General features: G+C 73.1%; 9 protein-coding genes and 1 tRNA gene. 5 read left to right on the forward strand and 5 right to left on the reverse strand.

Annotated elements, in window-relative coordinates; genetic code table 11:
* Nucleotides 1–26: 26 nt before the first annotated feature.
* Nucleotides 27–1,013, reverse strand: coding sequence for a sigma-70 family RNA polymerase sigma factor (locus AB0O91_RS23765; RefSeq protein ID WP_363436327.1), 987 nt, complete (start codon nucleotides 1,011–1,013; stop codon nucleotides 27–29).
* A gap of 434 nt (nucleotides 1,014–1,447) precedes the next feature.
* On the opposite strand from AB0O91_RS23765, the gene AB0O91_RS23770 reads away from it, so the two are divergent.
* Nucleotides 1,448–2,275: a phosphatase PAP2 family protein gene (locus AB0O91_RS23770; protein WP_363436329.1), complete on the forward strand. Its 828-nt coding sequence runs from the start codon at nucleotides 1,448–1,450 to the stop codon at nucleotides 2,273–2,275.
* Between the two features lie 68 nt (nucleotides 2,276–2,343).
* On the opposite strand, the gene AB0O91_RS23775 is transcribed toward AB0O91_RS23770, so the two are convergent.
* Both AB0O91_RS23775 and AB0O91_RS23780 read right to left on the reverse strand, forming a co-directional pair.
* A tRNA-Arg gene (locus AB0O91_RS23775) sits at nucleotides 2,344–2,416 on the reverse strand.
* 131 nt (nucleotides 2,417–2,547) lie between these two features.
* Nucleotides 2,548–4,854, reverse strand: a complete 2,307-nt coding sequence (locus tag AB0O91_RS23780; protein WP_363436332.1) for a D-alanyl-D-alanine carboxypeptidase — start codon at nucleotides 4,852–4,854, stop codon at nucleotides 2,548–2,550.
* 298 nt (nucleotides 4,855–5,152) lie between these two features.
* Between AB0O91_RS23780 and AB0O91_RS23785 the strand changes: the two genes are divergently transcribed.
* The 3 genes from AB0O91_RS23785 (at nucleotide 5,153) to AB0O91_RS23795 (ending at nucleotide 7,511) form a co-directional block, all read left to right on the forward strand.
* Nucleotides 5,153–5,893 (forward strand): GPP34 family phosphoprotein, encoded by a 741-nt coding sequence (locus AB0O91_RS23785; protein ID WP_363436335.1) that lies wholly within the window; start codon nucleotides 5,153–5,155, stop codon nucleotides 5,891–5,893.
* 539 nt (nucleotides 5,894–6,432) lie between these two features.
* Entirely contained in the window at nucleotides 6,433–7,296 is an 864-nt protein-coding gene (locus AB0O91_RS23790; RefSeq protein ID WP_363436338.1) for a helix-turn-helix transcriptional regulator, read from the forward strand.
* Entirely contained in the window at nucleotides 7,293–7,511 is a 219-nt protein-coding gene (locus tag AB0O91_RS23795; RefSeq protein ID WP_363436341.1) for a DUF397 domain-containing protein, read from the forward strand. Before AB0O91_RS23790 ends, AB0O91_RS23795 begins: the two co-directional genes overlap by 4 nt.
* Before the next feature lie 95 nt (nucleotides 7,512–7,606).
* Here the strand turns inward: AB0O91_RS23795 and AB0O91_RS23800 are convergent, their stop codons facing one another.
* The gene (locus AB0O91_RS23800) at nucleotides 7,607–8,722 is read right to left on the reverse strand and encodes an ADP-ribosylglycohydrolase family protein (protein WP_363436343.1); all 1,116 of its coding nucleotides are present in this window, start codon (nucleotides 8,720–8,722) and stop codon (nucleotides 7,607–7,609) included.
* Nucleotides 8,723–8,913: 191 nt separating this feature from the next.
* Nucleotides 8,914–11,505 carry a bifunctional FO biosynthesis protein CofGH gene (locus AB0O91_RS23805; protein WP_363436346.1) on the reverse strand — a complete coding sequence of 864 codons (2,592 nt, stop codon included), beginning with the start codon at nucleotides 11,503–11,505 and terminating at the stop codon, nucleotides 8,914–8,916.
* Nucleotides 11,506–11,687: 182 nt separating this feature from the next.
* On the opposite strand from AB0O91_RS23805, the gene AB0O91_RS23810 reads away from it, so the two are divergent.
* Nucleotides 11,688–12,977 (forward strand): DUF2092 domain-containing protein, encoded by a 1,290-nt coding sequence (locus AB0O91_RS23810; RefSeq protein ID WP_363436349.1) that lies wholly within the window; start codon nucleotides 11,688–11,690, stop codon nucleotides 12,975–12,977.
* The last annotated feature ends 2 nt before the right edge of the window (nucleotides 12,978–12,979 follow it).

Genomic DNA, 12,979 nt, shown 5'->3' on the forward strand with positions numbered 1-12,979 from the left:
GGGTCATCGACCTCGGCGGACGGCCGTCAGGCGGCTTCGAAGCCCGCATGATCGGCGATCTTCTTCAGCTCGGCCAGTGCGTGCTTCTCGATCTGCCGGATCCGTTCGCGGGTGAGGCCGTGCTGCTTGCCCACCTCGGTGAGGGTGCGCTCGCGGCCGTCCTCCATGCCGTAGCGGGAGCGGATGATCGAGGCGGTGCGGTCGTCGAGCCGCCCGATCAGGCCGTCCAGCTCCTCACGACGGAGCATGACCATCACGGCGTCCTCCGGGGACGTCGCCCCGGTGTCCTCCACCAGGTCGCCGAACTGGGTCTCCCCCTCGTCGTCGACCGACATGTTGAGGCTGACCGGGTCCCGGGCCCAGTCCAGCACGTCCTTGATCCGGGCCTCGGTGGTGTCCAACTCGGCCGCGATCTCGGCCGGCTCGGCCTCGCGGCCCAGTTCCTTGGACTTCTCGCGCTGCACCCGCCGGATCCGCCCAAGCTCCTCGACCAGGTGCACGGGCAGCCGGATGGTGCGGGACTGGTCGGCGATCGAGCGGGTGATCGCCTGCCGGATCCACCAGGTCGCGTAGGTGGAGAACTTGAAACCCTTGGCGTAGTCGAACTTCTCGACGGCGCGCACCAGGCCCGCGTTGCCCTCCTGGATGAGGTCGAGCAGGGGCAGGCCGCTGCGCGGGTAGCGCCGGGCGACCGCGACCACCAGGCGGAGGTTGGAGCGGATGAAGACGTCCTTGGCACGCTCGGCGTCGGCGGCTATCGCCTCCAGCTCCTCGCGCGTGACGCCCTCGGGGAGTTGGCCGTCGGGGAGTTCGCTCTCCTCCAGCAGGTGCTGGGCGTACACACCGGCCTCGATCCGCAGCGAGAGCTCGACCTCCTCGGCGGCATCGAGCAGGGGCGTCCTGGCGATCTCGTCGAGGTACATACCGACCAGGTCGCGGTCGGCCTCGAAGTTGGTCGGGCGGGCCGCGCGAGTCCGGTCGGCCCTGTCGCGAACGACGGCACGGGTGGCCATGCTTGCTCCCTTTGCTGGTGTTGCCGAGGTCTGCCTGCCTGCCCCGAGAGGGCAAGAAGTGCGGGCCCCGCGGGGCTCACACGTAACGATCCAACGAACAGATTCCGGACAACATTCCCAAGTCGTTCAGATTCTTCCCGGCGATGCAGTATCCTGCCGGTTTTCACCCCGGTTCTGGACGGTCGGTGACCGCTCGAGCACCTCCGGTGCCCGCGGACGACCGATCCCGTGACCCTTCCGGGCGACCTCTTCACCGCCCGCACACCCGGGCGCCGCCTACTCGTTGAACAGGCAAAGGATCGCGTACGTTCCCGTGCGCCCCCTTTTTCCGCCCGCGCCCGCCACCCGGCGCACGCAGGTCCTCCGCACAAAAGATGCCGAATCGCTATCACCCCAGCTCCAGATCTGCGCAGGCCGCTGGGAAGGTGTCAGGCATGCACCTGACCAACAGCACGTCTCTCGTCACCGTGCGTCAGCGCCGCCTCCTCCGGGAGGCCTCGCTCGCGCTGGGCTGTGCCGCGCTGTTCGTCCTCCTGGCCATGCTGGTGACGGGCCACTGGTCCCCCCTGCACGAGTTCGACCAGGACTGGATCAGCGAGTTCCACGGCTACGCGCGGGACCACCGGGCCTGGACCGCCGCCGTGCAGACCCTCTCCGACATCGGCGCCCCCGTCACGATGCGTGTTCTCCTCGGCATCGCGGCCGCCTGGCTCCTGCTGATCGGCGCCCGGGTGCTGGCCGGCTGGGTGGCCGCCCAGGCGCTGGTCGGCTGGGGCGCCCAGTGGGCGCTGAAGCTGGCCTTCGACCGGCCGCGGCCCGTCTTCCCCGACCCGGTCTCGCACGCCGACGGCCCGGCCTTCCCCTCCGGGCACGCCATGGCCTCGGCGATCACCTGCGCCGCCCTGGTCGGCCTGCTCTGGTACCGGGTCGACCGACGCGGGCGCACCGCCGCCTGCACGGTGTCCGCGGTGGCGATGCTGTCCATCGGCTGGACCCGGACCGCTCTCGGGGTGCACTGGCCCAGCGACGTCGTGGCCGGCTGGCTGGCCGCCGGCGTGGTGGTGGGCGTCGTGACGGCCGCGATCGAGCTCTGGCGACCGGGCGCCCTGGCCCGGGACGTCCGCCGGGTCAACTGGCGCACCAGGCCCAGGGTCCAGCGGGTGATCGTGCCGTCCGTCCGGACGGCCCGGGCCGACGAGCCGTCCGAGGACGGCGAGTTCGAGGATCCTTGGACCGACAGGCCGCGACCGGGCCGGAGTTGACCGCGGCCGCAACGCCGCAGGCCCTCCGTCCCGGCTGGGAGGAGGGCCTGTGAGCTGCGGTTCTGTTGTGCCCCAGGCAGGATTCGAACCTGCGACACCGGCTTTAGGAGAGCCGTGCTCTATCCCCTGAGCTACTGAGGCGTGGCCGGTCGGTGACCAGGCCGTTCACAGCGTACCGGATCGGGCGTCGGCCAAGGGTGGCGGACCGTGGCGCAGGACCGCGGAGGGGGAGCCGGCCGGGCCGGCTCCCCCTCCGCGGTGCGGGGTGGGGATCAGAGGAGGCGGAACAGGCGGGACTGGATGGAGGGCGGGTTCAGTTCGGACTGGAGGGCCACCGGGACCTCCGCCTTGCTGTCGCCCACGCGCAGCGTGCCGACCTCCTTGCCCGCCGCCAGCTGGTGGCCCAGCACACCCGGCTCCAGGGTGACCGTGCCGGTGACGCCCGGGAAGCCGGCGACCACGAGGTCCTTGGTCGCGACGACCGGGACCTTTCCGCCGAGCCCGTCGTCCACGGCGCCGACGACGTCGCCCTTCTTCACCACGGTCTGGCCGGTCAGCCCGTTCTGCGCCGCCTGGATCTGCTTGCCGCTGACCTTGAGGACGGTCGGCAGGATGCCGTCGCCCGGGTTGGGCGAGGTGGCCTGCTGGCCCAGGGTGACGCCGAGGATCAGTCGCTTCACGCCGCCGATGTCCTTGTAGGCGGCCCACATCAGGCAGCCGCCGGCCGGGGTGCTGGAGCCGGTCTTGACGCCGATGACACCGGTCTTCGGGTTGATCAGGTTGTTGGTGTTGGAGATCTTCACCCCGTTGAGGGTGGTGTCCGGGGTGGCGACGATCTGTCGGAAGATGTCGTCCTGCATGACCTGCTCGGCCAGCTTCAGCTGGTCCTTGGCGGTGGACTTGGTGTCCGCGTTGAAGCCCGCCGGGTCGGCGTAGGTCGTGTTGGTCATGCCGAACTTGGCCGCGGTGTCGTTCATCTCCTTCACGAACGCCTCCTCGGAGCCGGAGTGGAAGCGGGCGAGCAGCCGGGCCACGTTGTTGGCGGACGGCAGCATCAACAGCTCCAGCGCCTGGTACTCGCTGAGCACCTGACCCTCGGTGAGCGTCACCCGGGACTCGTCGGCGTTGCCGGACTCCTGCGCGGCCGGCTTGTCGACGACGATCTTCGGGCCGCTCTCCCCCTTCTTCAGCGGGTACTTCTGCAGGATCAGGTAGGCGTTCATCACCTTGGTGACGCTGGCGATCGAGGCCGGCGTCTCCTGACCGGAGCTGCCGAGGCTGCCGACGCCGACCACCTCGGCGGCCGACTGGCCCTTGGCCGGCCAGGCCAGGTCGAGCTGGTCGCCGGCGAAGCTGAAGCCGGTCGCGGCCGTCATCCGCACCTTCGGGTCCGGCAGCGGACGCAGCAGCTGCGCCACCACCACCGCGCCGAGCACCACGGCCAGGAACACCGTCCAGATGGTGATCCGCTTGAGCGCGCGCCGCAGCGGGGAGACCGGGCGGGCGTTAAGGGTCGCCAGGACCTCCATCGCCTCGGCCGTGTTCTCGGGCGGGAGCAGCGGCTGCGGGGAGGGCAGCGGCTCGGGCCCGGGCAGCGGCGGGACGGGCGGCACCGGTCGCCGGTCGGGCTCGGGCAGCGGGGTCGGGGCCGGGGTGGGCGTCGGCTTCGGGGCCGGCGGGACCGGGACCGGAGCCGGCTCGGGTTCGGGTTCGGGGAGGGGCTTGGGCGTCGGGTCCGGAACGGGGGCCGGTGCCGGGGGCTCGGGCACGGTGCCGGTCGCCGGAGCGGCGGCCGGGGCCGCGGGCGTGCGCAGCGGCTTGGGCTTCTCCAGCTTCTCGGACTGACCGGACTCGCCGGGCCGGCCGGGCTTGGTCAGGAGGAGGGTCGGCGAGGCGCCGGCGGGGGCGTCCGGTTCGGGAGCGTCGGCCTTCCCGGTCGGCTCCGCCGGGTCGGCGTCCTCGGCACCTTCGGTGTCCTCGACGCCCTCGGCACCCTCCGCCTCGGCGGCCGCCCCGGCCTCCGGGGTGTCCCCCTTGCCGCCCGCCTCCGCCGCCCCCGCGGCCGTCCGCATGGCGAGACGGGGGTCGGCGACGGGCGGCCGCTCGGCGGCCTCCGGCGCGCCGGTGGCGGTCGGCTCCTCGTTCTCCTGCGGCGCTCCGTCGTCGGAACCGTCCTCGTCCGCGGGCTTCAGCAGCTCCTCCGGCAGGCGCAGCGCGGTGGTCCTGTTGTCCACCGGCAGCCGCAGCATCGTCGTCCGGCTGTCCACATCGCGGACACGGAGCTGTACCGTCGGGCCGGCCTTGGCGCCCGCCTTCGGCGCCTCGGCGGAGTCGGCGGAGTCGGCGGAGTCGGCGTCGGCAGCGGGGGCGCCGTCGGCCGGAGCCTCGACGGAACCCGCTGCGGACGTCTCCCCCGGAGCCTCCGGAACCTCCGCCGGAACCTCCGCGGGGCCTTCGGCGGCCTCCCCGGCGACGGCGGCCGCGGCTGACGCCCCGGCGGCCGCCGCAGCGGTCCGTTCGCGCTCGCGGTCCCGCTCCCGCTCGCCGTCCCTCAGCACCCTGTCGGGGGACTCGCCCACGTATCCCAGCCTCCTCAACGCCCGGCGGGGCCTCGGCAGACCCGATTTCGGGAAGCCGACGCCCCGCCCCGTGTACCTGTACAGTCTCCGCCACCGACGGCCGATCCAGCCGCGCACACCCCGCCCGACCGGCGCTTATTGCCGCCGCACGGCCGCAACGCGGTCTGTTCAAGGGTCAGACGCCGGGCCCGAGGCCGCCGGTTCCGTGCCTTCACCGCAAGGTCACGATTCGGAGGCGTACTCGACAAGCCCGTGTGAGAGGCGTCACCCTGTCTCTCATCCACGCGGGGAGGCTTGGATGGGCAAGAGCCGCAGAACTGTTCCCGAGGAACTCTTGCTGCTCGCTTTGGACCCGACCACGGGTACCACGGCGCAGCCGCAGACCCTCGACCTCGGACTCGCCGGGGCGCAGCTCGTCGAGCTGTCCCTGGCCGGACGGATCGTACCGGAGGGCGACCGGATCGCCGTCGTGCTCGCACGGCCGACCGGCGACCCGACCCTCGACCACGCACTGGAGCTGCTGCGCCGACGCGGCAGTCCGGTCCGCGCGGCGCACTGGATCGGCGGGCCGCGGCTGGGGCTGCGGCAGACGTACCTGGCGCACCTGGAACGCTGCGGCATGGTCACGGCCGTGCCGGGGCAGATGTGCGGGGTGCTGCCGACGACCCGGTACCAGGCGTCGGACGACTGCACCAACGCCGCGATCAAGCAACGGCTGGACACCGCGATCCGCACCGGTGTGCCGCCGGACCCGCGGACGGCCGCGCTCGCGGCCCTGGCCCACTCGGTGGGTCTGGGCAAGCACCTGTATCCGGGCAACGAGGGCCGGTCCTCACGGTCGCGGCTGCGTGACCTGATCCGGTACGACCCGCTGGGCGGGATGGTCGCGCACGCCGTGATGGACGTGCAGAACGGCCTGCCGGCCCAGCAGAACCGTTCTTCCCAGGGTCCCGCGACCGGCTCCGGCCGTTCCGGTGCCCGGGCGGCGGGCCGGGCTCCGGGCGGGCGGGTGTCCGCTCCCCGGGTCGGGGTGCGCTGACCGCCGGCCGTCCGCCGGGCCGGCGGGCCCGCGGCGTGCGCCGCACCGCTCGCGCCCCTGTGCGGCGCTGAACGCCCGGCCGCGCGACTGCGCACCAGCGGTGGGCCCGGACCATCCGCACCTCCGGACCGTCCGGTACCTCCGGAACGTCCCGTACATCCGGCACCACGAGCAGCACCGAGGGGCGGTCGCCCCGCGACGCAAGTCGCCCGGCGACCGCCCCTCCGTCGTTCCCGCAGCCGTCGTTCCCGCAGGCCCTGCGGGGTCCGTCGCGGGTGTCGTCGCGGGCCGTCGCGGGTCCGTGCGGGCCCGCGGCAGCCACCGGTTCGAGCCGCCGAGCCGCATTACCACCTGGGGGCTTCCGCCGTCTCACGGACGCGCTTTTCCGATGATCTGTTCTACCGCGCTGCTGTGATTCCCCGGCGCCGACCTGGCCCAAGGTGTCATGCTGCTCCGAGTCAGGGGGGTTGGTCCCAATGTCCGAAGTGTTCCGAGGACTGCCGTTCCAACGATCACCAGAAGTTCGGCCGGAGGTCGACGTGTCCGCGAACATCAATCCCACCGTGCGCCGCAGGCGCCTCGGCTCCGAGCTGCGCAAGCTCCGTGAGGGCCTCGGGATGACGGCGGAGGAGGTGGCCGGCCGTCTGATGGTCTCCCAGTCGAAGATCAGCCGACTGGAGAACGGCCGCCGCAGCATCAGCCAGCGCGACGTGCGCGACCTCTGCGACGTGTACAACGTGGCCGACGACCAGATGCGCAACAGCCTGATGGAGATGGCCAAGGAGTCCCGCCAGCGCGGCTGGTGGCACGACTTCAACGACATGCCGACCCCGTACAGCGTCTACATCGGGCTGGAGGCCGAGGCCTCCTCGATCCGCGCGTACGAGTCCTCCTTCATCCCCGGTCTGCTGCAGACCGAGCAGTACGCCCAGGCGGTGGTCGAGGGCACCCAGCCGGACACCGACGCCAACGCGGTGCAGCGCCGGGTGCAGGTCCGGATGAAGCGCCAGGAGCGCGTCCACGGCGAGAACCAGCTCGGCAGCCTGTGGACCGTCATAGACGAGGCGGCGCTGCGGCGCGAGGTCGGCAGCCGGGAGATCATGGCCCGGCAGCTGCGGCAGATGCTGGAGCTGAGCCTGCGTCCGAACATCACCATCCAGGTGATCCCGTTCTCGCACGGGGCCCACCCCGGCATGACCGGGACATTCTCCCTGTTGGAGTTCCCGGAGTCAGCCGATTCCACGGTTGTCTACTTCGAAGGTGTGACGAGCGATCTCTACCTGGAGAAGGAAGCCGATGTGCGCCGCTATACCGGTCTGTACGACTACCTGAGAGCGGCCGCGCTCGGTGTCGCGGAGAGCCGGTCGCTGATAGCCGACATCGAAAAGGGATACCACGAATGAGCACCCCCGCCGAGCACGGAACCCGTTGGCGCAAGAGCAGTCACAGCGGAGGCCAGGGCGCCTGCGTGGAGATCGCCGGACCGGCTGCGGGAGCGGTCGCGGTCCGGGACTCCAAGGACCCGCTGGGACCGCAGTTGCGCTTCTCCACCGAGGCCTGGAACGCGTTCGCGTCGGCCGCGGCGGCGGGTTCGCTCGGCGGGGTCCGTCGGGTCTGAACCCGCCCGGTGCTCGGCCCAGTTGCCCGTAGCGCTGTCCGTCGCCCCGAGCGGCGGTCGGCGCTACGGGCAACTGCCGTCTGACGGAGGGGCGTTCAGCGCGCCACTGGGTAGCGGACGGCCCAGTCGGCGCCCTCCGGGGTCTGCCGGTCGTGCAGTTCGGTGCCGTGGGTCAGCTCCAGGGCGAAGTCGTCGGCGAGTTCGAGGATCGCGCCGCGCCCCTCCAGCCCCGCCACCAGGCCGGGCGGCAGCGCGGTGTCCCCGTGCAGCACCCCGAGCAGGTTGCCGCAGATCGCGCCGGTGGAGTCGCTGTCGCCGGAGTGGTTGACGGCCAGCAGCAGGCCCGAGCGGACGTCGTGCGCGACCAGCGCGCAGTACACCGCGATGGCCAGGGCCTCCTCGGCGACCCAGCCCTCCCCCAGGGCTTCGACCCGCTCGGCGGACGGCTCGCCGGCCCGCACCGCGTCCAGCGCGGCCCGCAGGGCGGCGGTGGTCTCCTCGTGCGCCTGCCGCTCGGAGAGCAGCGCCAGCGCCAGGTGGACGCCCTCCTCCAGGGTGCCGCCGCGGGCGACCGCCTGGACGATCACCGCCAGCGCGCCGGCCGCGAGGTAGCCGGTCGGGTGGCCGTGGGTGAGCACCGAGCACTCCACCGCGAGTTGGAACACCAGGCCCGGCTCCCAGGTGGTGAGCAGCCCGAACGGGGCCGCCCGGACCACCGTGCCGCAGCCCTTGGAGTGCGGGTTCTTGGGCCGCTCCAGGGTGCCCAGGCGCTCGCCGTCCGGCCCGGTGAGGCCGGTCAGGCAGCCCTGGCCGGGGGCCCGCTGGGCGTACAGCCACTCCTCCCGGCCGAGCCAGCCGAGGTCGGGGCGGCGCTCGTCCGGGCCCCAGTCGCGCTGGGTGGCGGCCCACCGCAGGTAGGCCAGGTGCAGGTCGGTGGGCGGGTGCCAGCTGCCGGTGTCGCGCCGGATGTGGGCGCGGATCAGGCCGTCCACGGTGAACAGGCTGAGCTGGGTGTCGTCGGTTATCGCGCCGGTGCGCCCGTACGCGGGGACGTAGCCGGTGACGCCGTGCGGGCCGTGCTGGGCCCGGATCTTCTCCAGCGGCTCGAACTCGACGCCGGCGCCGAGCGCGTCACCGATGGCACCGCCGAGCAGGCAGCCGCGGACCCGGCTGCGGAAGTCCTGCTGCTGGGCTCGTGACCACAGTGGCATCACGACGGGGCGCCTTTCGTCGGGGTCGGGGGCCGCGCGCGGCACCACGGCGGCCGACGCGCCCCCGCACTGTACTTCGAAGAATCGAACGGATCGACGGAGTCCCCGGTGCCCCGGACGCCCGGGGCCCCGCCCCGGCCCGCCCCGGCCCGCCGCCGGTGGCACGGCAGGGGGCCGGGCGGGGCCGGGGTTCAGTCGAGGACGGGCAGCAGCTCCGGCAGGTGCCCGTCCGAGGCCAGCGCCGCCGCCCGCCGCTCGGCCGGCACCTCGCCGTAGACGGTGCTGCGCTGGCGGTGCGGACGGCCCGCGGCCTCGGCGATCGCCTGGAGGTCGCGCACCGACTTGTAGCTGCCGTACGCCGACCCGGCCATCCGCGAGATGGTCTCCTCCATCAGCGTGCCGCCGAGGTCGTTGGCGCCCGAGCGGAGCATCTCGGCCGCGCCCTCCGCGCCCAGCTTGACCCAGCTGGTCTGGATGTTGGGGATGTGCGGGTGCAGCAGCAGCCGGGCCATCGCGACCACCGCGCGGTTGTCCCGGGCGGTCGGGCCGGGGCGGGCGATGCCGGCCAGGTAGACCGGCGCGTTGGTGTGGATGAACGGGAGGGTGACGAACTCGGTGAAGCCGCCGGTGCGTTGCTGGATCTCCGCGAGCAGCCGCAGGTGGCCGAGCCAGTGCGCCGGGGTGTCGACGTGCCCGTACATCATGGTGGAGGAGGAGCGGATGCCCAGGTCGTGCGCGGTGGTGACCACCTCGACCCAGGTCGCGGCGGGCAGCTTGCCCTTGGTGAGCACCCAGCGGACCTCGTCGTCGAGGATCTCGGCGGCGGTGCCCGGGATGGTGTCCAGGCCGGACTCCTTGGCCTGCTGGAGCCAGTCCCGGATCGACAGCCCGGTCCTGGTCGCGCCGTTGACCACCTCCATCGGGGAGAAGGCGTGCACGTGGATGCCGGGCACCCGCTCCTTCACCGCGCGGGCGATGTCGAAGTAGGCGGTGCCGGGCAGGTCCGGGTGGATGCCGCCCTGCATGCACACCTCGGTGGCGCCCACCTCCCAGGCCTGCGCGGCCCGTTCGGCGACCTGCGACAGCGACAGGGTGTAGGCGTCGGCGTCGGTGCGGCGCTGGGCGAAGGCGCAGAAGCGGCAGCCGGTGTAGCAGACGTTGGTGAAGTTGATGTTCCGGGTGACGCAGTAGGTGACGTCGTCGCCGACCGCCGCCCGGCGGACGTCGTCGGCGATCCGGCAGAGCGCGTCCAGGGCCGGGCCGTCCGCGTGGAACAGCGCCAGCGCCTGGTCGTCGGTGAGCTTGCGCGGGTCGTCGGCGGCCACCGCGAGCGCCCCGCGCAGGTCCCCGGCGAGGCGTTCCGGCGCGCCCTTCGCCAGCACCTGTTCGCGCAGCACCTCCCAGTCGCCGTAGACGTCCTCGAAGTCGGCCCGGCGGTCGCCGGTGCGGCCCTCGGTGTCGACGGCGGTGTGCAGGTCGGTGCGGCCGTACGACTGCGGGAGGTCCTCGGGCTCCTGCCAGGGGAGGCCGCGGACGGTCGCGTCCGGGTTCGCCAGGCCGGTGTCCGGATCGGCGAGCGCGCGGACGTGCGGCAGCACCCGCGGGTCCAGCCAGGGTTCGCCGCGCAGCACGTACTCGGGGTAGACGGCCAGGCGCTCGCGCAGCACGAAGCCGGCCGCGGCGGAGCGCTCGGCCAGGCGGTCGATCTGCGGCCAGGGACGCTCGGGGTTGACGTGGTCGGGGGTGAGCGGGGAGACGCCGCCCCAGTCGTCGATGCCGGCCGCGATCAGCCGTTCGTACTCGCCGTCCACCAGGTTCGGCGGCGCCTGGAGGCAGGCGGTCGGGCCCATCAGGTGCCGGGCCACCGCCACCGTGGCGACCAGCTCGTCGAGTTCGGCGTCGGGCATGCCGCGCATCGCGGTGTCCGGCTTGGCCCGGAAGTTCTGCAGGATCAGTTCCTGGACGCCGTGGTAGGCCCGGGAGACCTTGCGCAGCGCGAACAGCGACTCGGCGCGTTCCGCGTGGGTCTCGCCGATGCCGATCAGCAGGCCGCTGGTGAACGGGACGGAGCTGCGGCCGGCGTCCTCCAGCACCCGCAGCCGGACGGCGGGTTCCTTGTCCGGGGAGCCGTAGTGCGGGCCGCCGGGTTCGCTCCACAACCGGGTGGCGGTGGTCTCCAGCATCATGCCCATCGACGCGGAGACCGGCTTGAGCCGCTGGAAGTCCGTCCAGCTCAGCACCCCGGGGTTGAGGTGCGGGAGCAGGCCGGTCTCCTCCAGGATCCGCACGGACATCGCCCGGACGTACGCCACGGTGTCGTCGTAGCCGTGCGCGTCCAGCCACTCGCGGGCCTCCGGCCAGCGGTCCTCGGGCTTGTCGCCGAGCGTGATCAGGGCTTCCTTGCAGCCGAGTTCGGCCCCGCGCCGGGCCACCTCCAGCACCTCGTCCGGGGACATGAACATCCCGTGCCCGGCCCGGCGCAGCTTGCCCGGGACGGTGGCGAAGGTGCAGTAGTGGCACTTGTCCCGGCAGAGCCGGGTGAGCGGGATGAACACGCTCTTGGAGTAGGTGATGACGCCGGGCCGGCCGGCCGCCTCCAGGCCGGCGTCGCGCACCCGGGCGGCGCTCGCGCACAGGTCGCGCAGGTCCTCGCCCCTGGCCTGGAGCAGCACCGCGGCCTCGGTCGGGTCGAGGGCGACGCCGTCCCGGGCGCGGCGCAGGGCGCGCCGCATCGCGTTCGCGGTCGGGGGGTTGCTGCTTGGTTCCGTGACGGTTCCGTCCATGGCGCGACCCTACGCCAGGCGTCGTACTCCGGAGGGAGTAACCCTGAGGCCTTCTCAGGGTCGGCGTACCCCAGCGGGCGAACCCCGAGATGCCCCTGCAGGGCGATGACGCGGCGTCGGTACCGGCCTCTAATGGAGGAGCAGTACCGATCGCACGGGTTCACGGAGGAGTTGAGGACTACATGACCGACGAGACGGCGGTGGACGACCGGATGGACGACGGAGTGCCGTACCGCCCACGGCGGCGCGTCCTGGTGCGCGCCGGGGTGCCGGTGGCGGTGGCCGCGGTGATCGCCGCCGGGGTCGGGCTGGTGCCGGCGCTGGCCGCCGACGCGCCGCCGGACCTGCCGCAGCTGTCGGCCGAGCAGGTGGTGGCCAAGGCGCTCGGCTCCGACACCCGGACGCTGTCCGGGGAGGTCTCCCTCTCCACCGACCTCGGGGTGCCCAGCCAGCTGCTCGGCGCGGCGGCCGGCGGGCTCGGCGCGGCGGCCGGGCACGGCGGGGGCTCGGGTGCGGGGGCGGACCCGCAGGCCAAGCTGCTCGGACTGCTCGGGGGCGACCAGACGCTGCGGGTCGCGGTGGACGGCCCGGACCGCCAGCGGGTGGACGTGCTGGAGAACATGTCGGGCTACACCCTGGTCCGCAACGGTGACCAGAGCTGGGCCTGGGACAGCTCGACCAACACCGCGGTTCACCTGACCGGGCGTCCGGCCGGGCCCGGCGACGCCCCGAAGGCGCCGCTGACCGGGGTGCCGACGACCCCGCAGGAGGCGGCCCGGCAGTTCCTGACCGGGAGCGCCGGCACCACCTCGGTGACGGTGGCCGGGACGGCCAACGTGGCCGGGCAGAAGGCGTACCAGCTGAGCGTCAAGCCGACCCAGTCCGGTTCGACCATCGCCGAGGTCCGGATAGCGGTGGACGCCGACAACGGGGTGCCGCTCGCGGTGGTGGTGAAGTCCACCGACGGTTCCACCGTGCTGGACATCCACTTCACCGACGTCTCCTTCGCCGCGCCGGCCGCCAAGACCTTCGACTTCACCGCTCCCAAGGGCGCCAAGGTGACGGAGAAGAAGGCGGACGAGGCGACGAAGGACGCCCAGGGTGCCCAGGGCGGGCACGCGGAGGGCCAGGGCGTCCAGGGTGCCCGGGGCGAGCGGGGCGCCGGGGGCCACGACGGGGTGAACGTGACCGGCGAGGGCTGGACGACCGTGATCTCCACCCAGCTGCCCAGCTCCCCCAAGGCGCCCTTCGGCGGCCCGCAGGGCGACGGCGGGCAGGCTGACGGGAAGCAGGGCAAGCGGCACAGCGGAGTGATAAGCCCGCAGGCGCTGGCGAAGTCGCTCGGCAAGCCGGTCGCCGGCGGCACCCTGATCAGCACCAAGGTGGTCAACGTGCTGCTCACGGACGACGGCCGGGTCTTCGCCGGCGCGGTGACCCTGCCGGTCCTCCAGCACGCCGCCGGGGTGAACTGACG

This window comes from Kitasatospora sp. NPDC089797 (assembly GCF_040684795.1).
Classification (GTDB): domain Bacteria; phylum Actinomycetota; class Actinomycetes; order Streptomycetales; family Streptomycetaceae; genus Kitasatospora.